Below are 25618 nucleotides of genomic sequence, written 5' to 3'. Positions count from 1 at the left end.
TCTATGCCACAAGAGCCGTGGTCGTGCCAGATCGTGCACGGCGGTTGGCCTGCAAACAAGAAAAGGGCCCGCCAATGGCGGGCCCTTTCGCAGAGGTCGCAAGGTGGGCAAAGCGAAGCGTGCCCACGCTTTTTTCGCGATCGACGGAGTGGCGGGCACGGCGCAAGTGCGCCTTTGTATACCCTACGATTCCCGACGCGCGGAGAGAACTCGGCTTGCCGCTTAGCGCAGATTGCCACAGAAGCGCTGGATGCGCTTGCAGGCGTCTTCGAGATCCGAGGTCTTGGTGGCATAGGAGATGCGGAACGCAGGTCCAAGGCCGAAGGCCGAACCCTGCACCACCGCGACGCCTTCGGTCTCCAGCAGCTCGGTGACGAAGTCCTCGTCATTGGCGATGACCTTGCCCGACGGCGCGGTCTTGCCGATCGTGCCGGCGCAGGACGGATAGACGTAGAAGGCGCCCTCGGGACGCGGGCACTCGATCCCCTTGGCCTGGTTGAGCATGGAGACGACGAGGTCGCGCCGCTCCTTGAACACCTTGTTATTGGCGGGGATGAAGTCCTGCGGACCGTTCAGCGCTTCCACCGCGGCCCATTGCGCGATCGAGGACGGGTTCGAGGTCGACTGCGACTGGATCGTCGACATCGCCTTGATCAACTGCGCGGGGCCGCCGGCATAGCCGATACGCCAGCCGGTCATGCAATAGGCCTTCGACACGCCGTTCACGGTGAGGGTGCGGTCGTAGAGTTTCGGCTCCACTTGTGCGACCGTGGTGAACTGGAAATCGTCATAGACGAGGTGCTCGTACATGTCGTCGGTCATCACCCAGACGTGGGGATGCTTGACCAGCACGTCGGTAAGCGCCTTCAGCTCGGACTTCGTGTAGGCCGCACCGGTCGGGTTCGACGGCGAGCACAGGATGACCCATTTGGTCTTCGGCGTGATGGCGCGCTCGAGCGCCTCGGCCTGGAGCTTGAAACCGGTCGCGGCGGTGCAGACCACCGGCACCGGCTCGCCACCTGCGAGCGCCACCATTTCGGGGTAGCTGACCCAATACGGCGCGGGAATGATCACCTCGTCGCCCGGATTGATGGTGGCCATCAGCGCGTTGTACAGCACCTGCTTGCCGCCGGTGCCGACGATGATCTGGTTCGGCTTGTAGGTGACGCCGTTCTCGCGCTGAAACTTGGCGATGATCGCCTCCTTCAGCTCGGGAATGCCGTCGACCGCGGTGTATTTTGTCTTGCCGGCTTCGATGGCGCGGATCGCCGCCAGCTTGATGTTGGCGGGCGTGTCGAAGTCGGGCTCGCCGGCACCGAGGCCGATGACGTTGCGGCCCGCCGCTTTCAGCGCACGTGCTTTATCCGTGACCGCGATGGTCGCGGACGGCTTCACACGGTCGAGCGCAGCGGCAAGGAAGGACATCGTCATCTCCTGACAAGCGTCGTGAAACCTTTCGTCTCACGACTCCGATTGTGGGAATGCAGCCACCCTAAAACGTGAGCCGCTGCACCGCAAGAAACTTCGGCCCGATCCCGCAAAAGTTTACGAATTTGGCGCGGTCCAGCCGCGCATTCCGGCAATTTTCCGCAAACTTGCCGCGCAAACCCCTCATATCCGGCAAGCCTTGTCCTCGGAGCAATTTTACGCGCTCAACGGTCTCAACATGAGGGGGCGTCATGCCCGCGCTTGCCGTCTTCGCTGAAGCTTCGCCGGCCCGACATCGAGTACCCGGCGTAGCTTTGGCGTAGCCCGGTCCCGGGCATCCACGCTCTTGTGCCGCAGTTAAGACGCGGACGGATGGGTCAAGCCCGGCCATGACGACGTGCAGATTTGAGCGGCCGTCTTACTGCCGTCAGCCTGCTGTCAGGTCTTCACACAAACGCATGCCGCGATACGTACGCTCGTTGACGCAAGCGTGATCTGATTTGCCTGGCCACGCAGAAATGATCTTCCGCCGCATTGCAATGCGGTAGGGTTTTCGAGTTTTTCTATTGGCTGGCTCTTGCGGCGGATTCGCATCGGCATCATTGTTTAGCCGCGCTGCGGGGCAGCGAGCGCCGCGTCTTCCCGTCCTCGGAATCGAACTCCTGGAATGTACAAGCTCTATTCGATGCAACGCTCGGGCAACAGCTACAAGGTCCGCCTTGCGCTGGCGCTGCTCAACGTGCCCTACGAAGCGATTGAGGTGGACATTTTGCGGGGCGAGAGTCGCACGCCGGATTTTCTGAGCAAGAATCCGTCGGGACAGGTGCCGCTGCTCGAGGTCGGCGGCGACCGTTATCTGGCCGAGTCCAACGCCATCCTTTGGTACGTCGCCGTCGGCACCCCGCTTGCGCCCGAGAATCGCATCGATCGCGCCGAGGCGCTGCAATGGATGTTCTTCGAGCAGCACGCGCTCGAGCCGAATATCGGCGCCGCCTATTTCTGGCTGTCGCTGGTCAAGGGCGGCCGCGACCTGCAGACCCATTCGCTGGAGGATTGGATGGAGCGCGGCTATGCCGCTCTGCAGGTGATGGAGAACCACCTGAAGACCAACGCCTATTTCGCCGCGCGCCAGCTCACGGTCGCCGACATCGCGCTGTACGGCTACACCCATCTGGCCGAGCGCTGCGACTTCGACCTCCAGACCTTCCCGGCGATCCGGGACTGGCTACAGCGGGTGGAAGCCGCGCCCGGCTTCGTGGCGATGGACTGGCGGCCGGCCGACATCGACGACCCCGCCAGCATCGCTGCCGGCGCATGACCCGGACCGCGCCCCGTTATGGGGAATAGCGGGTATAAGGTAATATTTGCCGCATTCTGGCCATTTTCAGCGCGGTAGCCGCCGCAATGTTGCCGGTTGAAACTGGGAAATTCTGGAAAGTCGCGGGTGATTCGCTCGCGTGTTGAAGGATTTAGACCAATGACACGGGCGTTCGGCACGGCAGGCTTTCAGGGCCATCCCGCTACCGTCGCGTCTTCCCGGCTGACCAATGCGGTCGCGGCCTCGCTCGCCGTCGCCGCGCTCTCGCTGTGCCTGATCGTCACCCTGACGGTGCTGTCGACCAAGGCAACCATGGCGATGGGTCTGCCGGTCTGATTCCCGTTTCATCCCGGACCAGCCTTCAAGGCGCCGCATGCCCCGCGTCGGCCGGCATCGCGACAGGACGTCGATGAAATCACCTGTGGTAGTCGTTGCAATCACCCTGACTGCGGCCATTCTGGTCGCGGCGTCCCTGTTGATTGTCGTCACGCGCAAGGGCCCGGGCATTTCGACGCTGAATGCGCCGGCGCTGCGACAGCCCCTCAAGCACGCGCACTTGGTTTAAAATCATTCGAAAGCCTTAGGCTTGCACGCAGGCGCGCCTTAAGCACGCCGCGCAAAAGCGCATCGCAATGGCGCAACGATCAGTCAGAGTTGCGGTCTTACCTCGTTCGGGAGGAGCGAGACTGGTCCATGCGGTTCGGATGGCGCGCCATCTCCGGTCCGGTACTGACGGCAGCAACTCTGCTGCTGGCGATGCTCTTCGATCGCGTGATCCCCATGCCCTCGCCGGCGCCGCTGCTCGTCGGCATCGTGGCGCTCGCCGGCGTGTTGTCGGGCCTCGCCTCCGCCGTCACGACCGCAGCCATTGCGGTGATCGGTGCGACGCTGTTCCTGCTCAGCCGCCACGGCGTGTCCCCCTCTTTCGCCGATCTGGTCCAGCTCGGCCTGCTGGCCATCACCGCTGCCGGCACCGCCGGCATCACCGGCCTGATGCGGGAGCGGCTGCTCGGCACCTTCGCGGCCGAGCGCCGCAGCCACGCCACCGCCGCGCGGCTGTCGGCCGCGCTCGACCAGGTCGATATCGGCATCGTGCTGCTCGATGCCGAAACACGGGCCGAGTTCATCAACCGCGCGTTTCGCGACTATTTCGGCCTGCCGGACGAGATCGCCGACGGCAAGCCGCCTTTCATCGCGCTGATGTATCACGGCCGCGACACCGGCGCGTTCGAGCTGCCCGAAGACGAATTGGGCACCTTCATCGCGCAGCGCATGGAGATGGTGCGGACCGGCGATGCCACGCCGATCAACATCGCCCTGCGCACCGGCGAGGTGCTGCGCTTCGTCTGCGCCGCGCTGCCGGACGGCGGACGGATGCTCAGCTACACCCCGGTGACCGACCTCGTGCGTCACACCGACGCGCCTGCAAGCGCCGACTACTACCGCTCGCTACGCGACCCCGCGGGCCGCGGGCTGATCCGGTATCTGCGCGTCGCGGAGTGATGTCACGGCGCGATTGATCGGCAATGCGATCATCACGTATGAAGGAGATCATTTCGTCGTGCAGCACCGAGATCGCGGAAATCCACATGTCGCTCACCGTTCGCTCCGTCACCAAGCAGGACTATGATCAATGGCTGCCGCTGTGGGACGGCTACAATGCCTTCTACGGCCGCTCCGGCCCGACCGCGCTTGCACCCGAGATCACGCACATGACATGGCAGCGCTTCTTCGATGCCTATGAGCCGGTGCACGGCCTCGTCGCCGAGAGCGAGGGCAAGCTGCTCGGCATGACGAACTATCTGTTTCATCGCAGCACCACCGCGATCGAGCCGTCCTGCTATCTGCAGGACCTGTTCACGCTCGAGGCCGCGCGCGGCAAGGGCGTCGGCGCGGCGCTGATCCATGGGGTGTACGAGCGGGCGAAACTGGCGGGATCGCCGCGCGTCTATTGGCAGACGCACGAGACCAACCTCACGGCGCAGCGCCTGTACGACAAGGTCGCCGAGCGCTCCGGCTTCATCGTCTATCGCAAGCTGTTTTGATCCCCGCGCGCATCCTGTGGATAACTTCCGCTGTCACCCGCGCGTAACATAGCGGGACTAGGCTGCACCTGCGTCTGATCAGGCCCCCCGTCACCGATCAAGCGCCCCAAAGCGGTCCCCGTCAGTCGCCGCGTCTGACTGGGGCCGCGTTTTTTTGTCCGCCTTGCCGGCATGGCAGCAGCGCGGCGCGGGCCTTGCTGCTGCGGCGCACGGTGGTCAGAATGCCGCCCTCATCGCTGACAGGATCTTCCATGGAAATTCGCAATCTCGGCGCCTCCGGCCTTCGCGTGTCCGCGGTCGGGCTCGGCTGCAACAATTTCGGGCAGCGCACGGACCTGGAGACCTCCCGCAAGGTCATCCATCGCGCGCTCGACCTCGGCATCACGCTGTTCGACACCGCCGACATCTATTCGAACATGGGAGGCTCGGAGACGGTGCTCGGCACGGTCCTGGGCGATCGCCGCAAGGACATCGTGCTGGCGACGAAATACGCCAAGCCCATGGCGGAAGACGGCACCAAGCAGGGCGCCTCGCGCCGCTACATCATGGCGGCCGTGGAAGCGAGCCTGAAACGGCTGAAGACCGACTACATCGATCTCTATCAGCAGCACGATTACGATCCGCTGACGCCGATCGAGGAGAGCCTGCGCGCACTGGACGATCTCGTCCGCCAGGGCAAGGTGCGCTACATCGGCAATTCCAACTTTCCGGCCTGGCGCATCGCGGAAGCGGAGTACGTCGCCCGCGCGATGAACGTGAGCCGCTTCGTCTCCTGCCAGGACGAATATTCCCTCGTCATGCGCGACATCGAGAAGGATCTGCTGCCGGCCGCGACCGAATACCAGCTCGGCCTGTTGCCGTTCTTTCCACTCGCGAGCGGACTCCTCACCGGCAAATACAGGAAGGGCGAGGCCGCGCCCGGCGACACCCGCTTCGGCCAGACGCCGCGGCTGCGCGACCGCTACGTCACGCCGCGCAACGAGGACATGGTCGAGAAGCTCCAGGCCTTTGCCAAAGCACGCGGCCACAGCATGCTCGAGCTCGCCTTCTCCTGGCTCGCCGCGCGCCCGCAGGTGTCGAGCGTGATCGCCGGCGCCACCCGCGTCGAGCAGATCGAGCAGAACGTGAAGGCGATCGCCTGGAAGCTCAGTGCCGAGGACATGGCGGAGATCGACAAGATCACGCTGGGCTGATTTTCGGCGCAGATCTCCGAGGCGCGGCGCTATTTGGCGCCGCGTCCGACCGTCTGCATCACCTCGAAACCTTCGAACTGGGGATGACCGAGATAGGCCGGCTTGGTGTCACCGGCCCGCGCATGCGCCGCGCGAAACGCCTCCGACTTGGTCCAGGCCTCGAACGCCGCGTAGTTCGTCCACACCGTATGCGAGGCGTAGAGCGTGTGGTCCTCGGCTTCCGGCCCGCGCAGCAGATGGAATTCGACGAAGCCCGGCACCTTGTCCAGATGCGTGTCGCGCGTGAGCCAGACCTGCTCGAAGGCGGCCTCGGAGCCCTTGGCGACGCGGAAGCGGTTCATGGCGATGTACATGGGGATTCTCCTGATGCTCGGCCCATTATCTCGTCATTCCGGGATGCGCCGCAAGGCGCGGGCCCCGGAATGACGGCGCTTGTGGGTTAGGCAACCAGCCCCTTCATCGGCTTCGCGCTGGCGCTATCAGGGAACACCGTCTGCGCCAGCACGCGGTCCGACAGCCCGAACTGATCCTGCAGCACGCCCTTGATCACCGAGCGCAGATCGGCGGTGGGCTTGAGGTCGCGGCCTTCGTGGAGGTTGGCGAGCTTGAGGCCCGGCCAGTCCGAGATGACGCGGCCGCCCTTCACGGCGCCGCCGGCGAGCAGTGCGATCGTGCCAGTGCCGTGATCGGTGCCGTCGGTGCCGTTGATGCGCGCGGTGCGGCCGAATTCGGTGGCGACGACGACGACGGTGTCGCGCCAGCGCTCGCTGAGGCCGCTTTCGAATTCGGCGAGCGCGCCGTCGAGCCCGCCGAGCAGGAAGGCGAGACGGCCGACCGGGCCGCCTTCATTGGCATGCGTGTCCCAGCCGTCGAAGGCGAGCGCGGCGATGCGCGGGCCGTCGTCCGCCGCCATCAGTTTTGCGGCGCCGCGTGCCACCTGGCGCATCTGTGCGACGGCGTTACCGGGCTTGCGTTTCATGTCGTCGCCGCTCGCGGCCTTCTCGAGCTGCAACCCTTGCGACAGCGCCGTCGCCAGCGCGGGGTCGCGGTGACGGTAGAGATCGACGAGGCGCATCGCGGTGTCGTCATCCGCCTGCGGCAGCGCCACCGGCGCCCAGCCGACGGTCGGCGCATTGCCGCGCAGCACCAGCGGCGTCGTGGGCCCGATCGCAAGGCCGCTCGACACGCGCTCGCCGCGCGGCAGCGCTTCCAGCGCGCGGTTGAGCCAGCCGGATTGGACGCGGCCCGGCCCGGCATAGCCGCTTTCGAGCACGTCCTGGCCGTCGAAATGCGAGCGGTCGCGATAGGGCGTCGCCACCGCATGGATCACCGCGGCGCGCTTGTCGCGGTACATGCGCGAAAATTCCGGCATCGCCGGATGCAACGCGAAGAAGGAATCGAGCATGATCGCGGGATGGGCGCCGTCACTCGCGAGCGCGATCGAGCCGTGCAGGCCGGCATAATCGGGGTCACCGACCGGGGCGACGGTCGCAAGCCCGTCGAGCGCGCCGCGCAGGATCACCACGACCAGCCGGGGATCGCGCCCATCGGCCGCGCGCGCGAATTTCGGCAGGTAGGCCCAGGCCGCGAACGAGGCGCCGCCGAGCAAAAGACCGCGGCGCGAGGTGAGGAGCCGGTTCTCGACACAGTCGATCATCATCATCTCCTCTGCATTTCCGGTGACATCAGGAGCAGCGCGAGCGCCTGCTGCCGCGACTCCGCACGCTCGATGGTTCGCCGCGTCTCGATCGAGGCCGCATCGGCCGCCGCGAACTCCAGCAGGTCGAGCGGATCGATGTTATTGCCGAGCCGCGCGCCCATCTGCGCGGCGATATCGAGCCTGAGCTTCATGCCTTCCGGCGCAGCCCAAGCCGCGCTGGTGTCCGGGAAACCGTTTGGCCCTGCCGGCGACCACAGCGGCTGGCCCAGCAGATTGAGATTGTTGAGGTAGGCGCCGGGATCCTCCGGCACGCGCGCGAGCAGCCGGCCGCTCGCGACGAGGAAATCGTAAGGGCTGCGCATCTTGGTCAGCGGCGCTTTCCACGCTTCATCGGAATCGACCAGCGTGGTCGCCATCGCCTTGAGATCGCCGTCGGTCTTGACGAAGACATCGCGCAGCCGCGCAACCAGCGCCGGCGGCGGATCGTCGGCCACGAAGTGGCGGACGAATTTGGTGGCGATGAAATTCGCGGCGGACGGATGCCGCGCGATGTCGGCGAGCGCGGCCTCGCCCTGCGCGAGTCCCACTGGCTCGTAAGTCTTGCCAAGCAGCGTTTGCGGCCCGGGCTGATGCGCATTGGCGTTGAACACGAAGGAGCCGGGAGGGCCCAACTGCCCTTGCCTGCCGGCGAAGGTCCAGCCCGTGATGATGCGCGCGAGCGAGGTGACGTCGTCCTGCGTATAACCGCCGCCGACGCCGAGCGTATGCAGCTCCATGATCTCGCGCGCGAGATTCTCGTTCAGCCCGCGCTTGCGGTTTTGCCCAGCGCGCGAGTCCGGCCCGAGCGATTGCTGGTTGTCGAGGAAGAACAGCATCGCCGGATGCTGCTCGACCGCTTTCAGCATGTCGGCGAAGCGTCCGAGCACGTGCGGCCTGATCGCCTCGCGCTCGAACGCGCCGGCCCAGATCCGCGCCAGTTCGCCCTTGCTCGCGGAGATGCAGAAATGGTTGGACCAGAACACGACGAGCCGCTCGGTGAAGCCGCACGTGGTCAGCGTCGCGCGCTGCAGCCGCGCCAGCGCTTCAGCGCGGAAGGTCTTCTGGATCACGTTGAGCGGCTGCGGCGCGGCCTTTGCCGCCGGCGCGGCAACGCCCGGCTGCATCGTCTCGAGCTTCGCTGCATTGTCGGCCGGTTTGCCATCGGTCATCTGGCCGGCGATCTCGGTCGCGACCGCGTTCAGCGAGAGATTGCGGCGGAGCGCTGGCTTCTGTTCGGCCGGCGCCGGCGGGTCGGCAGGTGCGGCAGCCTTCGCCGCCTCGCGCGCCTGCTTGACCTGATCCTGATAGGCGAACACGGCCTGCCCGAGTTGCTGCGTCGATTGCAGGCCGGGCGCCTCGAGCAGCACGCCGCTGGGCCGCGCAAGCTCCGCCTTCACGAAGCCGCGCGGATCTGAGCTTGCGTTGATCAGATCGCCCGAGGCACCACCGCGAGCACCGAAGCCAAAACGGTTGAGCGCAATGAGCGCGGCTTGCGAATCGCGGGCCATCGATTTGTCCTTGGCGTGCCTGGAGCCGCTTTCCGAGTCCGCGCGCGACGCCTAATATATCGCAACGACCGATGAACCCGACATGAAAATCACGGCGAAGCTTCGACGCAAATCATGACAAATCCGCAAGAAACCTCGACCCCGGAACCGCGCCGCCTGACCTGCTCACGCTGCGGCGCCGAGTTCGGCTGCGATCTCTCGGGCAATTGCTGGTGCGCGGAGGAAACAGCAAAGCTGCCGATGCCGGTCGAGGGCGAGGACTGCCTGTGCCGCGAGTGTCTGAGGAAAGCGGCGGCGGAGGCAGTGAGCGCAGCGGATAGGATGCAACACCGTGGGTGATGGCAGAACCCTTGCCGCACTCTCAGTGTCGTCCCGCGAACGCCGGCAACTGTTATGTTGGCCTAGTGTACAGGTACGGCTTTCGATCGCGGATGATGGCGTTGAGGACCGTCAACAGCTTCCTGGCAACGGCAATGAGAGCGAGCTTGGCAGGTTTACCGGCCTGTCGCAGTCGAGCGTAGAAGGCCTTGAATGGATCGGCCCGGCGGACCGCATTGAGAGCGGCCATGTAGAGGGCATCGCGGACGCGCTTTCGGCCCCCGACGATCTTCCGCTTGCCGCGGTAAGCGCCGCTGTCGACGTTGAAGGGAGCCAGGCCGGCGAGCGCGGCCACCTGCTTCGGTCCCACTTTTCCGAGTTCCGGCATCTGCGCGATCAGCTGCATGCAGGTTACGGGGCCCACGCCGGGAAGTGACCGCATCAACTGCGCATCATCGGAGACCTCCGGCTCAGTCTTGATCAGTGCGCTAATATCGGCCTCGATTGCGGCGATCTCATTGTCGAGGACTTCAATGAGCCGACCGATGCGATCGGCCATGGCGCGGTCCTCGGCCTCGCTGCGCCTGTTCTTCTCCTGGGCACGCATGAGAACCAGTTGATCCCGCCGTTTTGCAAGCCCCGCCAGGGCATTGCGGGCAGGATTGGCAGCCTGCTCAGCGGCAGGCTGCATGGCCCGGGCAAAGCTCGCCAGCATCCGGGCATCGATCGGGTCGGTCTTGGCGAGCTGGCCGCTGGCGCGCGCAAAGTCCCGGGCCCGGGCCGGGTTGATCCGGGCAAAGCGGATGCCGGCCTGGCTGAGCGCCTCACGAAGCTCAAGGTCATAGACGCCCGTGGCTTCAAAGACGACCAGCACATCGCATCGCCAACGCGCCGCGATCTGTGTGATGGCCTGCGGCGCGTTGGCGATGCGCTCCGGCACGCCCAGGCTCTCATCGAAGATATCGAGATATCGTTTGGAGACGTCGATTCCGACGTAACGAGGGCGTATGATCATGGTGCCTGTCCCTGTGATGCGAGGTCTGTTGGCGCAGCCTCGTGCAACTGTTCAGGTTGATAAATGGAACGGGCGGGAGACCGAGCCGGCTCACGGCGTCAAGCGCCAAGGACCCAACGGCTTCCCGCCCACTCCACCATGACAGGATTTCGATACACAGGGACCCATAACCACAGGAAGAATTTTGGCGAAGGCCCATCGTTCCGGTGCTGCGACCACCAACACTCGATAATCACGCGGTATGGGTCCCCCGCGTTCGCGGGGACGACCCGAGGAGATGTCGCGCCCTACACTTGATGCCCCGGCGACTTCCGCGCCATGGCGTCGAATGCGTCGAGCAATTTTTCCCGCCAGGCGTAGACCGGATCGTCCGCTTCCAGCAGCTTGAACGGGCTCACCACGCGCGCCCATTGGAAGCCGCCGAACACGATGTAGTCGGCGTAGTTCGGCGCCTCGCCGCCGAGATAGGGCTGCTTCTTCAGCGTCTGCCGCATCACCTCGAGCGACTTGCGGAACGTGACCACGCCGGTGTCGCGGCTCGCCATCACCTCTTCCAGGCTCTTGCCGCCAAAGCGCGCCTCGCGCGATTTGCGGAAATAGGCGGCGTCGATTTCGGCGAGATTGTTCGGGATGTCGGCGACGATCAGCGGGAAGATTCCGCCGACGATGGCGATGTCGCCGAAGGCGTTGATCATGCGCGCCATGGCGCGGCCGCCCTCGCCGCCGAACAGCGACGGACGGCCCGGGAAAGTGTCTTCGAGATAATTCGCGATCGTCCAGGAATCGACCACCGGCTTGTCGTCATGCAGCAGCACCGGGACCTTTTCCGAACCGTGCGGCGCAAGCGCGCTCTTCTCGGTGAAGCGCCAGGGAAACGATTCCGCCGACAGGCCCTTGTGCGCCAGCGCCATCCGCGTGCGCCAGCAATACGGGCTGAACGGGCGCGAGGGGTCGGTGCCGACGAGTTCGTAGAGTTTGAGCGACATATGCTGTTCCGTCATTGCGAGCGCAGCGGAGCAATCCAGACTGCCGCTGCGAAAGACATTCTGGATTGCTTCGCCGGCGCTCGCAATGACGATGTGGAGCGGAAGTGCCGGTCACCGCCCGTTGGTGCGCAGCAACCTCTCGCCATGCTCCGTCACCGCGATGACGAGCCCGAGGCCTGGCAGTGTCTCACGCGTGACAAGCCCGCGCTCGCTGGCGTCTTCCCAGATGGTGAGGCGCGGGCACGAGGTTTTCCAGGTCGCGACCACCTCGGCATAGGCGCGCGGCTCGCGCGCGACCCATTCGACGAAGTCTAGCACCAGCGGATCGGCAGTTTCGCTCATTGCAAACCTCCCTTGTCGAAGGCGGCCAGCACCGGCGCACGCAGCAACAGCCAGCCGCCATAGGCGATGTAGTAGCAGGCAATGGTGGTGATCAGCTTGTTCGACCAGGCGACGAATTGCTGGTCGGTCATGGCTTCCAGGATGCGCCGCGCCAGCGTGGTGCCGAGCATCGAGGCTGCGATCGCAACGCCGGCGAGCACGGGATCGAGGCTTGCGGCCTGATCGATGATGCCGCCGAAATAGATCAGCTTGGTGAAATGGCTGACGAGCTGGCACATCGCTTTCGTCGCCACCTTCTCGCGCCGGCCGAAATTGCCGCCAAGGAAGAAGGTGTCGAGCAGCGGGCCGGAGACGCCGGTCATCAGCATCAGGCCCATGCAGATCGTGCCGTAGACCGTGCCCTGCCAGAGCCTGTCAGGGTCCGGCTTGATGTTGGCGGGCAGCAGCCGCGCCATGAACGGAGTGATGCCGAGCAGCAGCAGCGCCATCGGCTTGTCAGGCACGTAGCGCGTGAGCGACCAGGCCGCGAGCGCGACGGCAGCGCCGACCATGTAGTTCGCAACCGGCCGCCAGCGGATATGCGCCCGCCACAGGAACGCGCGCCAGCCGTTCGAGGCCATCTGCGTGATCGCGTGCAGCACCATCGCGGTCGGCAGCGGCATCAAGGCGAGCAGCACACCGATCAGGATCAGCCCGCCCGCCATGCCGAACAGCCCCGACAGGAACGCGGTGGCGACCATCAGCAATCCGAGGGCAGCGATCATGATGGGCGTCACGTGAGGTTCTCCTGCCGGCAGGTAAGGGATGCGAGATGCCGATTTTGCCCGCCCACTTGCGGGGAAAAGCAAAAGAAGCCGCGCCCGCGTTCAACAAATCAGCCCAAATCTACATCGCAAAACCTGCCTCGCTTGCCGCCGCCGCGCAAACTGAGTTATCTTGCCCTGGCCTCAGCTTTCCTGAGGGTCTGGCGTAGGGATCTGCATTTGCGGCGGCTGCTGTTTCTCAACGGCATCAAGGCATTCGAGGCGGCGGCGCGGACCGGCAGCTTTGCCGCGGCCGGGCTCGAGCTGAGCGTGTCTGCGGCCGCCGTCAGCCGCATGGTGCATCTGCTCGAAGAGCGGCTCGGCGTCGCGCTGTTCGAGCGCAAGGCCAATCGCCTGGTGCTGACGCAGGCCGGCCGCGCCTATCAAAGCGGGCTGACGCCGATCTTCGACGCACTGGCCAGCCTCACCGCGCAGGTGACGGCGCCTGCAAGCGTCCGCGTGCTCACCATCGGCGTCGGCCACACCTTTGCGATGCGCTGGCTGATCCCGCGGCTGTCGGAATTCCGCAACGAGGAGCCCGATATCGAGGTGCGCTTCACCACGGGCGGCGCGTCGGTGCCGTTCGGCGAGGACTGGAACTGCGGCATCAAGCTCGGCACCGGCGACTGGCCGGGCCTCGTCGCCGAGCCGCTGTTCGCCGGCGACCTCACGCCGGTCTGCGTGCCCCGCCTCGCGAGCGGCCTGAAGCGCCCGGCCGACCTGAAAGGCCCAAGCCTGATCCGCGTCGCGCATTCACCTGAAGACTGGCCGATCTGGCTGAAGGCGGCGGGCGTTGCGCGGGTCAGCGCGCGCGGGCCCGAGTTCCAGTTCTACGGCCAGGCGCTGCAGGCCGCGGCCGACGGGCTCGGCATCGCCATGGGCATCCGCCCCTATATCGACGACGACCTCGCCGCCGGCCGGCTGGTCGCACCGTTCGACCTATCGGTGCCCAAGGGCATGCGCTGGTACCTGCTCTATCGCAGCTTCCAGACCGAGCAGCGCGACTTCGCCGCGTTCCGCCGCTGGATCATGCGCGCGGCGGCGGAACCCGCCGCCCGGCCGGTGAAGCGGATCGGCCGTACGGCCGCGCGGAACTGACGCGAGAGCAAAAAAGCCGGCCGCTTGTGAACGGCTTCACATCCCGAAATCCGCAAACGTGGTCCCCTGACTCTCCAACAAGACACGTACGGAACACTCGGGGACGACCATGACGACGCTCTACGACGGTTTTGACATCGAATCCTTCGAGGCCGGCAAAGGCCTCTGGCACGCCCGCATCCGCCGCGCCGATCTCAGCCCCCTCGCCATCGACGGCGTGCTGTTTCCGGCCATGGAAGTCGGTTTTGCCTGGCCCGATCAGAACGCCGCGATCGCCGACGCCAAGCACCACATCGACCGCTTCCGCCGGCGGACCGACAGCGACGACGAATAGACGGGCAGGACGGCAAGCGAAGCAGGGACAGCACAGCGCAAAAGGGGGCAACCGGTCATGTCATTCATCGAATTCGAGGATGCATCGCGGCCGAGGATCTACAGCCGCACGGTGCTGTCGAATTGCCCGGAATGCGACGGCGATCTCGCCGTGCTCCGCGTGATCGGCGGGCGCGCCGGAAGCGAGTATTGGACCATGCGCTGCACCGATTGCGGCGGCATCCATCTCGACATCCTCACGCCAAATCAGGCGGGCGAGGACGACGAGGGTCCGCCGCCGGCGGCGTGAGGCCCTACCCTGCTGCCAACCTGCTGTCAGCAGCCTGCATAGCGGGAGGCATTCGCCCTTTATTGCGCGACTGACTCGTCCCATATTCGCCTCATGGCGAAGAAACCTGCATCCTCCGAAAAATCCGGCAAATCCCCCAAGACCAAGACCCCGAACTCGAAGGCGCACCGCCCTGACGTGCAGCCGATCGGGCCGGCGCTGGCCGAATTGCTCAATCCCGCAATCAACCGCGGCGATGCCGGGCTGGGATCCGGCACCGGGCTGCAGCCGCCGCCGGATAATTCGCGCGACCGGCGATCCGGGGGCGAGGCCGCCGCGCATCGCGCGCGGGCTTCGACGCCGAAGGAGTTTCCGCAGGATGCGGCGCGCCCGATGCCGCTGCGGCCCAATCCGCAGCCGCCAGGCGCCCGGGCGTCGACCGAGGGTTTCGACGAGGCGCCGCAGGCCAATTACGGCACCGCGGCCACCATCCCGACGCTCGATCCGGAACTGGCGCGGCAGCTTGGCCTGCCCACCGAGGAGGACGATGCCGAGGCGCTGGCGCGGCCGCCGCGCAGCAAGATGGAAGCGCTCGGCGTCAAGGCGACCGCGGACGCGCTGGAATCGCTGATCCGCGAGGGCCGGCCTGAGTTCCGCAAGAATGACGGCTCCACCAAGGTGTGGACGCCGCACCGGCCGCCGCGCCCGGAAAAGTCCGAAGGCGGCGTGCGCTTCGAGATCAAGTCGCACTATCAGCCCAAGGGCGACCAGCCCACCGCGATTGCGGAACTGGTCGAAGGCGTCCAGCGCAACGACCGCACCCAGGTGCTGCTCGGCGTCACCGGCTCGGGCAAGACCTACACCATGGCGCAGGTGATCGAGAAGACGCAGCGCCCGGCGCTGATCCTGGCGCCGAACAAGACGCTCGCCGCCCAGCTCTACGGCGAGTTCAAGAACTTCTTCCCGGACAACGCGGTCGAATATTTCGTCTCGTATTACGACTACTACCAGCCGGAAGCCTATGTCCCTCGCACGGACACCTACATAGAAAAGGACTCCTCGATCAACGAGCAGATCGACCGAATGCGCCACTCGGCGACGCGTGCGCTGCTCGAACGCGACGACGTCATCATCGTCGCCTCGGTGTCCTGCATCTACGGTATCGGCTCGGTCGAGACCTACACCGCGATGACCTTCGCGCTGAAGAAGGGCGAGCGCATCGACCAGCGCCAGCTCATCGCCGACCTCGTCGCGCTGCAATACAAGCGCACCCAGGCCGATTTTACCCGCGGCACCTTCCGTGTCCGGGGCGACGTCATCGACATCTTCCCGGCGCACTATGAGGACCGCGCCTGGCGGGTGAATTTGTTCGGCGACACCATCGAGACCATCGAGGAATTCGATCCGCTCACCGGCCACAAGCAGGACGAGCTCGAATTCATCAAGATGTACGCCAATTCGCACTATGTGACGCCACGCCCGACGCTGGTGCAGGCGATCAAGTCGATCAAATCAGAGCTGAAGCAGCGGCTCGACCAGCTCAACAACCAGGGCCGCCTCTTGGAAGCGCAGCGTCTGGAGCAGCGTACCACCTTCGACCTCGAGATGATGGAGGCGACGGGAAGCTGCGCCGGCATCGAAAACTATTCGCGCTACCTCACCGGACGCCGGCCCGGCGAGCCACCGCCGACGCTGTTCGAATACGTGCCCGACAACGCGCTGATCTTCGCCGACGAAAGCCACGTCACCATCCCGCAGATCGGCGCCATGTTCCGCGGCGACTTCCGCCGCAAGGCGACGCTGGCCGAGTACGGCTTCCGCCTGCCCTCCTGCATGGACAATCGCCCGCTCCGCTTCGAGGAGTGGGACATGATGCGGCCGCAGACGGTCGCGGTGTCGGCGACGCCGAGCGGCTGGGAGCTGAACGAGAGCGGCGGCGTGTTCGTCGAGCAGGTCATTCGCCCGACAGGCTTGATCGATCCGCCCGTCGATATCCGCCCGGCCCGAACCCAGGTCGACGATCTCGTCGGCGAGGTGCGTGCCACCGCGCAGGCCGGCTATCGCTCGCTGATCACGGTTCTCACAAAACGCATGGCGGAGGACCTCACCGAATATCTGCACGAGCAGGGCATTCGCGTCCGCTACATGCACTCCGACATCGACACCATCGAGCGCATCGAGATCATCCGCGACTTGCGGCTCGGCGCCTTCGACGCGCTGGTCGGCATCAACCTGTTGCGCGAAGGCCTCGACATTCCCGAATGCGCGCTGGTCGCCATTCTCGACGCCGACAAGGAAGGTTTTCTGCGCAGCGAGACCTCCTTGATCCAGACCATCGGCCGCGCCGCGCGCAACGTCGACGGCAAGGTGATCCTCTACGCCGACCAGATGACGGGCTCGATGGAGCGCGCCATCGCAGAGACCAACCGCCGCCGCGAGAAGCAGGTCGAGTACAATACCGCCAACGGCATCACGCCGGAGAGCGTCAAGAAGCAGATCGGCGACATCCTGAACTCCGTCTACGAGCGCGACCACGTGCTGGTCGAGGTCGGCGGCCACGACATGACCGACGATGTCATCTCGATCGGCCACAATTTTGAAGCCGTGCTCGGCGATCTGGAAACGCGGATGCGCGAGGCCGCGGCCGATCTGAATTTCGAGGAAGCCGCCCGCCTGCGCGACGAAGTCAAACGCCTGCGCGCCACCGAGCTGGCCGTGGTCGACGACCCCACCGCAAAACAGCGAGCGGTCACGGGCAAGGCCGGCGCCTATGCCGGCAGCAAGAAGTACGGCGACGCCGCGAATTTGCCGGTCAGCGCGATGAAGAAGAAAACCGTCAGCTCCGCGTTGAAAGCCAGCGGCGGCGGCAGCGGGTCCAAGGTGCACAAGCCGCATCTCGACGAGATGCACGGCCCGGAATCGCTGCCCTACCGGGAAGGCCGCGCGTTGCCTTCAAAGCCGTTCGGCGGCGAGAGCCGGATCATCCAGCCGACGGACTCAAGGCAATCGGGCCCGGAGTTCGGGCCGGCGCCGAAGTCGACGGGCGGGATGCCGGGACGGCGCGGGGGGTGGAAGAAGAGGTAGGGGCGGCGTCGCTGTTCATTTTTGTTCGGGGTTATGGATTCTCGGATGCGCAATTGCGCATCATAGCTCGCCGCTTTGCGGCGCCCCGGAATGACGAGAGCCCCCTCACCCCACGCTCGCCGTCACCACCGCCATCACCGACAGCAGCAGCACGATCGTCACCAGTTGCAGCGAGGCGACGGGCTGGGTGCGCCATGCCGTGATCTTGTCGGACAGCGACAGATGGGCCTCGAAGAACTTTGGCTCGTAGACGGTCTTGAAGAACGCCGGGAAGCTCGGGCCGAAGCTCACCGCGAACATCGCGTGGGCGAGCGAGGCGATCGCGACGAAGATGGCGACGCCGGGATCGCCGACGAGATCGTGGTTGCCGCAGAGCTTGAGCAGGAAGGCGGCGGCGGCGAAGGTCGGGAAGCTCTGCAGGATCGCGGTCAGCGCGAGGCCTTCGATCGCGTTGTGCAGGCGGGACTTTCTGACGGTGGCGATGGCAGCCATGGCACGTCTCCCTGATGACATTGGGATGACGATAGCTGCGCCGGGACGGGCGTGATGTGAGATGGGTCACGCGCCTATTTGGCACCGGCCCAAGGGGCAGGATGGCGCCGGGTTCGCGGCTTCGCGGCGTCCCGGAACGACTACAGCTTCCCCTGCCGGTTCATCTGGCTCTGCTGCTGTTGCCGCTGCTTCTCCTGTTCCTTGGCGTGGTGCCGGCCGTAGAGGCAGCCGGCGGCGGCGCCGAGCGCGCCGTGATGGCCGGCATAGTGGCCGGCAACGCCACCGACGATGGCACCCTTGATGCAGCCCTTGGCATTGGCCGCGGAGGTCGCGCCAAGCATGAGCAGTGCGGCGGTCACGGCGAGAAGCGGCGATTTCATGGATCGATGTCTCCAGATGCGATGTCGGACCTTCAACGATTGCGGGCGGGTCCGGGTTCCAGCACCTGGGCAAGGCGCGCCTCGCAGGTAAGCATGCGGCGTCATCGCCAATCGAAAAGCGCGCACCCAAGCCAGCAGCGCCGCCCGCGCTTGCACCCCATGAACGCGGCATGGCGTTCGCGCGTCATAGTTGGCAAGCACCCTGTGTTTTTGCGGATTGATGGACCCGCGAGGCCCGCGGTAGCGTTTGCAATCCACGGCCGACGAGGGCGGGAGCAGCAATGACGGTTGAATCGCTGAACAGGCAACGCGTGCTGCATCTGCTCGACGCCTTCGCGCGTGGCGGCATTGAAGCCGCGCTCGCGGGCTGCACCGAGGACGTCGACTTCCTCACCCATGCGCCGATCGACGTGCTGCCGCATCTGGTGCCGCGCCACGGCAAGGCCGAGCTGCGTGAACTCTGGCAGACGGTCTGGTCGCGCTATTCGGAGATCCGCTACAAGGCGCCGCACATCCTGGCCGAGGGCGAAACGGTCGCGACCTACATGCAGGCCTATTTCAAAAAGCGCAGCAACGACCGCATCGTGCAGTTCGACATGGCCGTGTTCTACACCTTCCGCGGCGGGCTGGTGGCGGAGATCCGCGAGATCATCGATTCCTACGATCTGGTGCAGCAGGTGCTGGAGCGCGAAATCGGGCCGTTGATCACCGGCGCGCGGGCGGATTAAGCCTGATCTCGGCGCGAGGACCCCACTGGGGCTCGCGCCCAACCCCGGAAAATTACGGGGTCATGTTGCAAATCTCACATTTCGCAATCAATTGTGCATTGCGAAAACGTGAATTGCGTTTTGGCCAAAACGTCCTATTTTGTTCGTATACAAACGATTTGAGCCCCCGGCGCCTGACTGCGCATGGGGTTGTTTTCCGTTTTTTTTCGCAAGCCAGCTTCAGGACTGCCCAAAATGACAGAGCATAGCCTCTGGCGTTTCTCGCGCGCGTTGCACCGCGCGATCAACGACCGGCATTTCCAGGACATCGAAGCCCTGATCGACGACGACGTCGAGTGGGCGCTTTACGGCCCGATCGACATGTTTCCGTTCCTCGGCGCGCGCCAGGGCAGGGACGCCGTGCTCGACGTCATCCGCCAGCTCGCCGACAATTTTACGGTTCGCCGCTTCGACCGCGAGAGCATCATGCTCGGCGTCGATTCCGCCGCCTCGATGGTGCGTTATTCGCTGACGGCGCTGGATTCGAACAAGCCGATCAGCTTGCGGGTCGCGCAGTTCGCCCAGTTCAGGGCGGGCAAGCTCGTCAGCATGCGCGTCCTGATCGACACGTTCGACCTGGTCGAGCAGGCACTCGGCCGCGCCATTCATCTGCCGAAGATGACCCGCGTCGGCTGACGCATGCAACAACAACCTGAAGCGCGATGAGGATCATCGCGCTTCTGAGGGACACCAACGGGCCCCATTTCGGGACCGATCACGATGCCGGCTGCGACGTCCTGGCCTCCAGCCCCGCCGGATGCCGTCGCATCGAGACGCTCGTGATCGGGCGCGCCTGTCGCGCGGCCCGTTGGTTCGCTGCCCTGAAATGCCGCCACAATTTCGCAACGATGGATCAGCATTTTGCGCGCGGAATGGCGCATGGTCTTTGCTGACGGCCGATATATATTCTCGGACAGCATGCGCCGGGGTTCGCGGGCAGGACGATGGAATTCTCGACAGGTTTCGGCTGGACCCGGCTGCCAGTGCTGGCGGCCGCATTCATTCTGGGCTCGGTGCTGACAGTCTCGGCGCAGATCATTCCGCCCTTCTCACCCCCCGCGGCCGCGCCTGACGACGAGACCGAGGCCGTTGCGGAGGCCCCCGACGTCAACGACCCCGACGTGCTCAAAGGCATCGACGTCGACAAGCTCGACTGGAGCCAGCTGGCGGTCGATGCCGGTACCGGCATCGACCCCATGGCCGCGAAGAAGCGCGCCCAGGCCGCCGCCAAGGACGGGCTGGACTGGTCGTCGAATGCCAATGCCAACGGCTCCTCGGCGGTCACGGTCAAGCAGTCCGTGTTCTCATTCTGGGATACGCGGATCGGCGCCGACATGACGGTGACCAGCGAGCCGCGAACCATGTCCGAACTGCTGGCACAGAAGGCCACCAACGGCGGCAGCCTGCCGCAATCCTCGGGCAGCGCCTGGGCGACGGCAACCGCGCCCGGCGCGGGTGTGATCTGGGACAAGACCGCGGTGGAAGCCCGCGTCAATCCCGCCTCGGAACAGAGCAAGCTCGGGGCCTCGCTGACCAAATCGGTGCCATTGTCGGGCGACACCTCGCTGACGCTGCAGAACGGCTACAGCGTTAACCAGCAGGGCACCAGCGCGGTGCCCGGCATCGGCGGTCACGTCACCCGCAATTACGAAACCGACCAGTCCGCCAAGGTCACCCTCACCGACACCGGCACCAGCATCACCGCCGGCCAGACGCTGTCGACCACCGACGACAAATGGCTGCGCAAGGTCGGCGCCGAGCAAAAGCTGTTCGACAACGTCACCGTCTCCGGCTCGGTCGGCGAGACCTCGCAAGGCGCGATCAACAAGAGCGTGTCGGCGGGATTCAAGAAGAGCTGGTAGCGACCTCGGCGCCCTCCCTCGTCCCGAAAGCGCATTGCGGCGTTCACACTCTCCTAACCATACGCCACGGCAAAGCCCCCGAATCGTCCGCCCTTGCCGTATCTCGGCCAAGTTGCGGTCAAATTCCGACGCCCTAGTCGGGCTGACCGAATTCGTCGTGCGGGGGACACTCGCGCTGCACTCAACGCGAACAGGGGAACAACGATGAACGCCATGCGCCCGGAAAAGATCGAAGGCACCGAGACCGAGACGGTCGACACCAACCTCGCCGCCGTGACGGAAGTCGAGGCCGGCATCCGCGACTTCGTTCGCAACGACATCGCCTATCTGCGCCGTCCGGCGTCGACCACCACCGACGCACCGCCGCTCGACCCGAGCGCGGAAGCCACCGTCAACAACGTCAACTCGCTGATCCAGCGCGTCGCCGGCACCTCGCTCGCCGAGATCGAGAACCTGATCTCCGAGCTTGAGAGCCTGCGCGATCTGCTCCATGCCGAAGGCCAGCGCGTCCAGCGCGAGATCTCCGGCTATGCCCAGCTCAGCCAGGCCGCGATGAAGTCGACCCGCATGATCGCCGACAACGTCGCGCAGTGGAAGCGCGCCGCCGACGGCCTGCGCAACAGCTGATCGCTCAACCAAGCATCACCGGACCGCCGCGTTCCGCAAGGAGCGCGGCGGTTTTGATTCTGGCGGTCTCGTGCCCCGGACGCGGTGCGGCACGCAGTGACGCGCCGCAGAGCCGGGGCCCATGGTCCGGCGGATGAGCGGCGAGATGGGTCCCGGCTCTGCGCAGCAGCGTTGCACGCTGCAGCGCGTCCGGGACACGAGCGTTCACCTTTGAACCCCCATCCCTTCCCCGGCGACCAATGCCAGGCGCCCATGGCCTCTTCGGCCGGGCCTGGGGAACATTTCACATGGAAAGCATTCGGCCCGACACCACGGACCCGATCCCGTTGCGGCCCGCGCCGAATCAATTCGGCACGATCATGCTGCGCTTTGTCGGGCTGCTGGCGGTTGCGATCGCCATATTGGCGGTCGTCTATAGCCGATGAGTGCGGCGGCCGGATGCCGGCCGCGAAAACTTAACGAACTCTTACCGGCTCGCGTCGACGGCCGAGGCTTCCAGGGTGTAGGCGCCATCGGCATAGCCCTTCACCACCATGCCGGCGACCAGCATGACGGCCAGCGTCGCGGTCGCGAAGATAAATCCAACAAATTTGAGTGCGCCGCGATCAGCCATGGTTCTCGTCCCCTGTCGTCTGCCCAATTCGTTTCAAATAGACAGCGACAGGTTCATAATTAGTTAGCACCTGAGTGGTTCCGCCAAACTGCTTCGCGGTAACCATGTTGCGCAGGCTTATGGCAGCCGCCCGGAATCGCGTCCATAGCGCGCGGGCAACACTCGCCCACGGATTTGGACCGTTCATCTTGGAACAGGTCTAAGCGCTCTTCGCACGCATCGGCACGAAGGCCGAGGCCGTGATGGAATAGACGTCCTCACCGCGCTGGTTGGTGCCGGTGGTGCGGGCGGTCAGGATGCCCCAGCCGGGGCGCGAGGCGGACGTGCGCTTGTCGATCACGACATTGACGTAACCGACGGTGTCGCCGGCGAGCACCGGCCTGATCCAGCGCAGGTCGCGAAAGCCCGGCGACGGGCCCCACACCGCGACCTCCTCGCCGCGCGAGGCGGCCTCGCGCGCCAGACGCTGGCCGTCGGCGACAAGCAGGCTCATGCAGGCCGAACCGACATGCCAGCCCGACGCGGCGAGCCCGCCGAACAGCGAGTTCTTGCCCTCCTCCTCGTCGAGATGAAAACGCTGCGGATCGAACTTGGCGGCGAATGTCTTGATGGCTTCGGCCGTGAACGTATAGGTGCCGATCTCGCGGCGCTGACCGATCTCGATGTCGTCGAAGAACCGCATCAGACCGCTCCCTCGCGCCGCTTGATCAGGATCGGCGAAGTCATCTCGGCGAGCGCCTCACCCTTGGCGTTGCGCGCGGTGCATTTGAACTTGACGATGCCGAGCTCGGAGCGGCTCTTGGACGTGCGCGCCTCCAGCACGTCGACCTCGAGCGTGAGATCGTCGCCGGGCCGCAGCGGCGACAGCCAGCGCACCTCGTCGACGCCGGGAGATCCCAGCGATGCGGCGCGGGTAATGAAACCGTCGGCCATCATCCGCATCATCAGCGAGCAGAGGTGCCAGCCCGAGCCGGACAGGCCGCGCAGCATGCTTTTGCCGGCGGCCTCCTCGTCCAGATGCATGGGCTGCGGATCGAACTCGGCGGCAAAGGCCAAAATCTCGTCGCGCGTGACGTGGCGCGGGCCGAACGTGCCGAACCGGCCGGGCGGGAAATCTTCGAAGGTCAGGGTCATCTCGGGAAAGCTTTGCGGGAATGACAGATTGTGGCCGCACTTTGCGGCAATCTCAACCCGCCGGCCCGCATGGCTCGTGCTACATACCGGGTGGCGGCGTTGATCCGAGTCGGATCGACCGAGGACCGAGATCCATTTACCAAGGCCCAATGCCCTGGGGAGAGCAATGTTTTCATTCAGCGACCTGTTTCAGTGGGACCGCTTCATCACGCCGACGATCATCAAGACCTTCTATTGGCTTGTGATCGCGCTGATCTGCCTGTTCGGCCTCTCCGGCATCTTCTCCGGCCTGGCTGCGATGGCGATCAGCCCGTTCGGCGGCTTCCTGGTGCTGCTGTCGTCGATCGCGAGCGTCGTCGTCGGCATCGTGTTCTCGCGCATCGTCGCCGAGCTGATCCTGATCGTCTTCCGCATCAACGAGCATCTCGGCGCGATCCGCGACCAGGGCGGCGGGATGCGCTAGCCCGTCGTTCCGGGGCGCCTCGAAGAGGCGAACCCGGAATCCATTCATCCTTTGGTTCTGGCGCCCGATGGATTCCGGGTTCGCGCTCCGCGCGCCCCGGAATGACAGGCCTTACGTATTGAACCTGAAATGCATCACGTCGCCGTCGGCGACGACGTATTCCTTGCCTTCGAGCCGGAGCTTGCCGGCATCGCGCGCGCCGGCCTCGCCGCCGAGCGCGACGTAATCCTCATAGGCAATGGTCTCGGCGCGGATAAAGCCCTTCTCGAAATCGGTGTGGATCACACCCGCCGCGCCCGGGGCCTTGGTCCCGCGATGGATGGTCCAGGCGCGCGCTTCCTTCGGGCCGACCGTGAAATAGGTGATGAGGTCGAGCAGCGTGTAACCGGCGCGGATCAGGCGATCGAGGCCGGCTTCCTCCAGACCCAGCGTCTCCAGGAAGTCGGCACGCTCGTCACGCGAGATCGTTGCGATCTCGGATTCGATCTTGGCGGAGATGACGACGGCGACCGCGCCTTCTTTGGCGGCCTGGTCCTGCACGGCTTTCGAGAACGAATTGCCCGTGGCGGCCGAGCCTTCCTCGACGTTGCAGACATAGAGCACGGGCTTGGACGACAACAGGCCGAGCATCCCGAAAGCACGTTCCTCCTCCGCCTTGCGCTCGACGAGACGTGCGGGCTTGCCCTCGCGCAGCAGCACCAAGGTGCGGTTGACGAGGTCGAGTTGCTCCTTGGCGTCCTTGTCGTTGCCCTTGGCCTTCTTGGTGAGGTTGTCGACGCGCTTCTCGAGGCTGTCGAGATCGGCGAGCATCAGCTCGGTCTCGATGGTCTCGATGTCGGCGAGCGGGGCGATCTTGCCCTCGACATGGGTGATGTCGGAATCCTCGAAGCAGCGCACCACATGCGCGATGGCGTCGACCTCGCGGATGTTGGCCAGAAATTGATTGCCGAGGCCTTCGCCCTTGGAGGCGCCGCGGACGAGGCCCGCGATGTCGACGAAGGTCAGCCGGGTCGGGATGATCTGTCCGGACTTGGCGATCGCCGCGAGCTTGTCGAGCCTGGGATCGGGCACGGCGACCTCGCCGACATTCGGCTCGATGGTGCAGAACGGATAGTTCGCCGCCTGCGCCGCGGCCGTCTCGGTCAGCGCATTGAACAAGGTCGACTTGCCGACATTGGGCAACCCGACAATCCCGCATTTGAATCCCACGAGCGTTATTCCTTGCCGTTGTCGTCCTTGGTCAAAAATCCCTTCGCCTGCATCGCAAGATGCACCCTGTTGGCGAAGGTCGCGTCCGTGCCCTTGGCGACCAGGCCTGCGTGCTCGGCCACCGCCTCGCACAGCGTCGCCACCCAGTCATTGTCGGCCTTGGCGAAGTCCGACAGGACGTGGCCGTGCACCAGTTCCTTGACGCCGGGATGACCGATGCCGAGGCGCACGCGGCGATAATCGTTGCCGATATGCGCCGAGATCGAGCGCAGGCCGTTGTGGCCGGCGATGCCGCCGCCGATCTTCACCCGCACCTTGCCCGGCGGCAGCTCGAGTTCGTCATGGAACACGGTGACGTCGCCAGGCGCGATCTTGAAGAAGCTTGCAGCTTCCTGCACGGCGCGGCCGGACTCGTTCATGTAGGTCGTCGGCTTGAGCAGGATCACGCGCTCCGTGCCGAGCGTGCCTTCCGAGGTCTCGCCCTGAAAGCGGCGGCGCCACGGCGCAAAGCTGTGACGGCGCGCGATCTCGTCGACCGCCATGAAGCCGATATTGTGCCGGTTACGTGCGTATTTCGCGCCGGGATTGCCGAGCCCAACAAAGAGTCGCATGACGCGGCGCGCCCCTCAGCCA

The 25618-nt window shown here is 65.3% G+C and carries 33 protein-coding genes; 18 read left to right on the top strand and 15 right to left on the bottom strand.

Annotated features, from left to right (window positions below; all coding sequences use genetic code 11):
* Positions 1–222: 222 nt before the first annotated feature.
* Positions 223–1425, bottom strand: a complete 1203-nt coding sequence (locus tag AC0WRY_RS06100; protein ID WP_194406132.1) for a pyridoxal phosphate-dependent aminotransferase — start codon at positions 1423–1425, stop codon at positions 223–225.
* Between the two features lie 670 nt (positions 1426–2095).
* Here AC0WRY_RS06100 and AC0WRY_RS06095 point away from each other — a divergent pair.
* From AC0WRY_RS06095 to AC0WRY_RS06070, 6 genes are all read left to right on the top strand, one after another.
* Complete coding sequence (locus AC0WRY_RS06095; protein ID WP_194406131.1) at positions 2096–2746, top strand: glutathione S-transferase family protein; 651 nt, start codon at positions 2096–2098, stop codon at positions 2744–2746.
* A 159-nt stretch (positions 2747–2905) separates the two neighbouring features.
* On the top strand, positions 2906–3082 hold the full coding sequence (locus tag AC0WRY_RS06090) for a hypothetical protein (protein ID WP_194406130.1): 177 nt from the start codon (positions 2906–2908) through the stop codon (positions 3080–3082).
* 73 nt (positions 3083–3155) lie between these two features.
* Entirely contained in the window at positions 3156–3311 is a 156-nt protein-coding gene (locus AC0WRY_RS06085) for a hypothetical protein (RefSeq protein ID WP_491122797.1), read from the top strand.
* Positions 3312–3439: 128 nt separating this feature from the next.
* On the top strand, positions 3440–4249 hold the full coding sequence (locus tag AC0WRY_RS06080; protein ID WP_194406129.1) for a PAS-domain containing protein: 810 nt from the start codon (positions 3440–3442) through the stop codon (positions 4247–4249).
* Positions 4250–4335: 86 nt separating this feature from the next.
* Complete coding sequence (locus AC0WRY_RS06075; RefSeq protein ID WP_194408179.1) at positions 4336–4791, top strand: GNAT family N-acetyltransferase; 456 nt, start codon at positions 4336–4338, stop codon at positions 4789–4791.
* Positions 4792–5042: 251 nt separating this feature from the next.
* Positions 5043–5984, top strand: a complete 942-nt coding sequence (locus AC0WRY_RS06070) for an aldo/keto reductase (RefSeq protein WP_194406128.1) — start codon at positions 5043–5045, stop codon at positions 5982–5984.
* Positions 5985–6013: 29 nt separating this feature from the next.
* Here AC0WRY_RS06070 and hmuQ read toward each other — a convergent pair whose 3' ends face one another.
* The 3 genes from hmuQ to AC0WRY_RS06055 all read right to left on the bottom strand — a co-directional run bounded on the left by hmuQ (position 6014) and on the right by AC0WRY_RS06055 (position 9191).
* Entirely contained in the window at positions 6014–6337 is a 324-nt protein-coding gene (hmuQ, locus tag AC0WRY_RS06065; RefSeq protein ID WP_194406127.1) for a heme-degrading protein HmuQ, read from the bottom strand.
* 86 nt (positions 6338–6423) lie between these two features.
* A complete protein-coding gene (locus tag AC0WRY_RS06060; RefSeq protein WP_194406126.1) occupies positions 6424–7641 on the bottom strand; it encodes a DUF1501 domain-containing protein in 1218 nt (405 codons plus the stop codon).
* 2 nt (positions 7642–7643) lie between these two features.
* Positions 7644–9191 carry a DUF1800 domain-containing protein gene (locus tag AC0WRY_RS06055; RefSeq protein ID WP_194406125.1) on the bottom strand — a complete coding sequence of 516 codons (1548 nt, stop codon included), beginning with the start codon at positions 9189–9191 and terminating at the stop codon, positions 7644–7646.
* A gap of 114 nt (positions 9192–9305) precedes the next feature.
* Between AC0WRY_RS06055 and AC0WRY_RS06050 the strand changes: the two genes are divergently transcribed.
* Complete coding sequence (locus AC0WRY_RS06050; RefSeq protein ID WP_246776419.1) at positions 9306–9530, top strand: cysteine-rich CWC family protein; 225 nt, start codon at positions 9306–9308, stop codon at positions 9528–9530.
* A gap of 52 nt (positions 9531–9582) precedes the next feature.
* Here the strand turns inward: AC0WRY_RS06050 and AC0WRY_RS06045 are convergent, their stop codons facing one another.
* From AC0WRY_RS06045 to AC0WRY_RS06030, 4 genes are all read right to left on the bottom strand, one after another.
* Positions 9583–10524 (bottom strand): IS110 family RNA-guided transposase, encoded by a 942-nt coding sequence (locus AC0WRY_RS06045; protein ID WP_194404488.1) that lies wholly within the window; start codon positions 10522–10524, stop codon positions 9583–9585.
* Positions 10525–10811: 287 nt separating this feature from the next.
* The gene (locus tag AC0WRY_RS06040) at positions 10812–11510 is read right to left on the bottom strand and encodes a glutathione S-transferase family protein (RefSeq protein ID WP_194406124.1); all 699 of its coding nucleotides are present in this window, start codon (positions 11508–11510) and stop codon (positions 10812–10814) included.
* Between the two features lie 111 nt (positions 11511–11621).
* Positions 11622–11852 (bottom strand): hypothetical protein, encoded by a 231-nt coding sequence (locus AC0WRY_RS06035; protein ID WP_194406123.1) that lies wholly within the window; start codon positions 11850–11852, stop codon positions 11622–11624.
* Positions 11849–12628, bottom strand: coding sequence for a sulfite exporter TauE/SafE family protein (locus tag AC0WRY_RS06030; RefSeq protein ID WP_194406122.1), 780 nt, complete (start codon positions 12626–12628; stop codon positions 11849–11851). Before AC0WRY_RS06030 ends, AC0WRY_RS06035 begins: the two co-directional genes overlap by 4 nt.
* Positions 12629–12663: 35 nt before the next feature.
* On the opposite strand from AC0WRY_RS06030, the gene AC0WRY_RS06025 reads away from it, so the two are divergent.
* The 5 genes from AC0WRY_RS06025 (at position 12664) to uvrB (ending at position 17438) form a co-directional block, all read left to right on the top strand.
* Entirely contained in the window at positions 12664–12825 is a 162-nt protein-coding gene (locus AC0WRY_RS06025) for a hypothetical protein (RefSeq protein ID WP_194406121.1), read from the top strand.
* Between the two features lie 10 nt (positions 12826–12835).
* The gene (locus AC0WRY_RS06020; protein WP_194406120.1) at positions 12836–13753 is read left to right on the top strand and encodes a LysR substrate-binding domain-containing protein; all 918 of its coding nucleotides are present in this window, start codon (positions 12836–12838) and stop codon (positions 13751–13753) included.
* Positions 13754–13862: 109 nt separating this feature from the next.
* Positions 13863–14087: a hypothetical protein gene (locus AC0WRY_RS06015; RefSeq protein ID WP_028134417.1), complete on the top strand. Its 225-nt coding sequence runs from the start codon at positions 13863–13865 to the stop codon at positions 14085–14087.
* A gap of 57 nt (positions 14088–14144) precedes the next feature.
* Positions 14145–14375 (top strand): hypothetical protein, encoded by a 231-nt coding sequence (locus tag AC0WRY_RS06010; RefSeq protein ID WP_194406119.1) that lies wholly within the window; start codon positions 14145–14147, stop codon positions 14373–14375.
* A gap of 93 nt (positions 14376–14468) precedes the next feature.
* Positions 14469–17438, top strand: a complete 2970-nt coding sequence (gene uvrB, locus AC0WRY_RS06005; protein ID WP_491122796.1) for an excinuclease ABC subunit UvrB — start codon at positions 14469–14471, stop codon at positions 17436–17438.
* 105 nt (positions 17439–17543) lie between these two features.
* On the opposite strand, the gene AC0WRY_RS06000 is transcribed toward uvrB, so the two are convergent.
* Together AC0WRY_RS06000 and AC0WRY_RS05995 are read right to left on the bottom strand one after the other, a co-directional pair.
* On the bottom strand, positions 17544–17930 hold the full coding sequence (locus AC0WRY_RS06000; RefSeq protein WP_194406117.1) for a hypothetical protein: 387 nt from the start codon (positions 17928–17930) through the stop codon (positions 17544–17546).
* Positions 17931–18070: 140 nt separating this feature from the next.
* The gene (locus AC0WRY_RS05995; RefSeq protein WP_491122795.1) at positions 18071–18310 is read right to left on the bottom strand and encodes a hypothetical protein; all 240 of its coding nucleotides are present in this window, start codon (positions 18308–18310) and stop codon (positions 18071–18073) included.
* Positions 18311–18591: 281 nt separating this feature from the next.
* Here AC0WRY_RS05995 and AC0WRY_RS05990 point away from each other — a divergent pair, with 281 nt between their 5' ends.
* The 5 genes from AC0WRY_RS05990 to AC0WRY_RS05970 all read left to right on the top strand — a co-directional run bounded on the left by AC0WRY_RS05990 (position 18592) and on the right by AC0WRY_RS05970 (position 21991).
* Complete coding sequence (locus tag AC0WRY_RS05990; RefSeq protein ID WP_491122794.1) at positions 18592–19038, top strand: nuclear transport factor 2 family protein; 447 nt, start codon at positions 18592–18594, stop codon at positions 19036–19038.
* Between the two features lie 234 nt (positions 19039–19272).
* Entirely contained in the window at positions 19273–19713 is a 441-nt protein-coding gene (locus AC0WRY_RS05985; protein WP_194406114.1) for a nuclear transport factor 2 family protein, read from the top strand.
* Positions 19714–20021: 308 nt separating this feature from the next.
* A complete protein-coding gene (locus tag AC0WRY_RS05980; protein ID WP_491122793.1) occupies positions 20022–20939 on the top strand; it encodes a hypothetical protein in 918 nt (305 codons plus the stop codon).
* 204 nt (positions 20940–21143) lie between these two features.
* The gene (locus AC0WRY_RS05975; RefSeq protein WP_194406111.1) at positions 21144–21566 is read left to right on the top strand and encodes a hypothetical protein; all 423 of its coding nucleotides are present in this window, start codon (positions 21144–21146) and stop codon (positions 21564–21566) included.
* Positions 21567–21853: 287 nt separating this feature from the next.
* Complete coding sequence (locus AC0WRY_RS05970; RefSeq protein ID WP_491122792.1) at positions 21854–21991, top strand: hypothetical protein; 138 nt, start codon at positions 21854–21856, stop codon at positions 21989–21991.
* A 41-nt stretch (positions 21992–22032) separates the two neighbouring features.
* Here AC0WRY_RS05970 and AC0WRY_RS05965 read toward each other — a convergent pair whose 3' ends face one another.
* The 3 genes from AC0WRY_RS05965 to AC0WRY_RS05955 form a co-directional block, all read right to left on the bottom strand.
* Positions 22033–22179, bottom strand: a complete 147-nt coding sequence (locus AC0WRY_RS05965) for a hypothetical protein (RefSeq protein WP_018318322.1) — start codon at positions 22177–22179, stop codon at positions 22033–22035.
* Positions 22180–22378: 199 nt separating this feature from the next.
* Positions 22379–22861 carry a MaoC family dehydratase gene (locus AC0WRY_RS05960; protein WP_194406110.1) on the bottom strand — a complete coding sequence of 161 codons (483 nt, stop codon included), beginning with the start codon at positions 22859–22861 and terminating at the stop codon, positions 22379–22381.
* Complete coding sequence (locus AC0WRY_RS05955) at positions 22861–23313, bottom strand: MaoC family dehydratase (RefSeq protein ID WP_491122791.1); 453 nt, start codon at positions 23311–23313, stop codon at positions 22861–22863. The genes AC0WRY_RS05960 and AC0WRY_RS05955 overlap by 1 nt, the downstream gene beginning before the upstream one ends.
* Positions 23314–23479: 166 nt before the next feature.
* Between AC0WRY_RS05955 and AC0WRY_RS05950 the strand changes: the two genes are divergently transcribed.
* Complete coding sequence (locus AC0WRY_RS05950) at positions 23480–23776, top strand: DUF4282 domain-containing protein (RefSeq protein WP_018648333.1); 297 nt, start codon at positions 23480–23482, stop codon at positions 23774–23776.
* Positions 23777–23887: 111 nt separating this feature from the next.
* On the opposite strand, the gene ychF is transcribed toward AC0WRY_RS05950, so the two are convergent.
* Together ychF and pth are read right to left on the bottom strand one after the other, a co-directional pair.
* A complete protein-coding gene (ychF, locus tag AC0WRY_RS05945) occupies positions 23888–24985 on the bottom strand; it encodes a redox-regulated ATPase YchF (RefSeq protein WP_211418480.1) in 1098 nt (365 codons plus the stop codon).
* 5 nt (positions 24986–24990) lie between these two features.
* Complete coding sequence (gene pth / locus AC0WRY_RS05940) at positions 24991–25596, bottom strand: aminoacyl-tRNA hydrolase (protein WP_491122790.1); 606 nt, start codon at positions 25594–25596, stop codon at positions 24991–24993.
* Between the last annotated feature and the right edge of the window lie 22 nt (positions 25597–25618).

It is taken from the genome of Bradyrhizobium sp. T-12 (assembly GCF_058314695.1).
The sequence above is the reverse complement of the archived record's forward strand: the minus strand, read 5'-3'. Positions and strand labels throughout refer to the sequence as shown.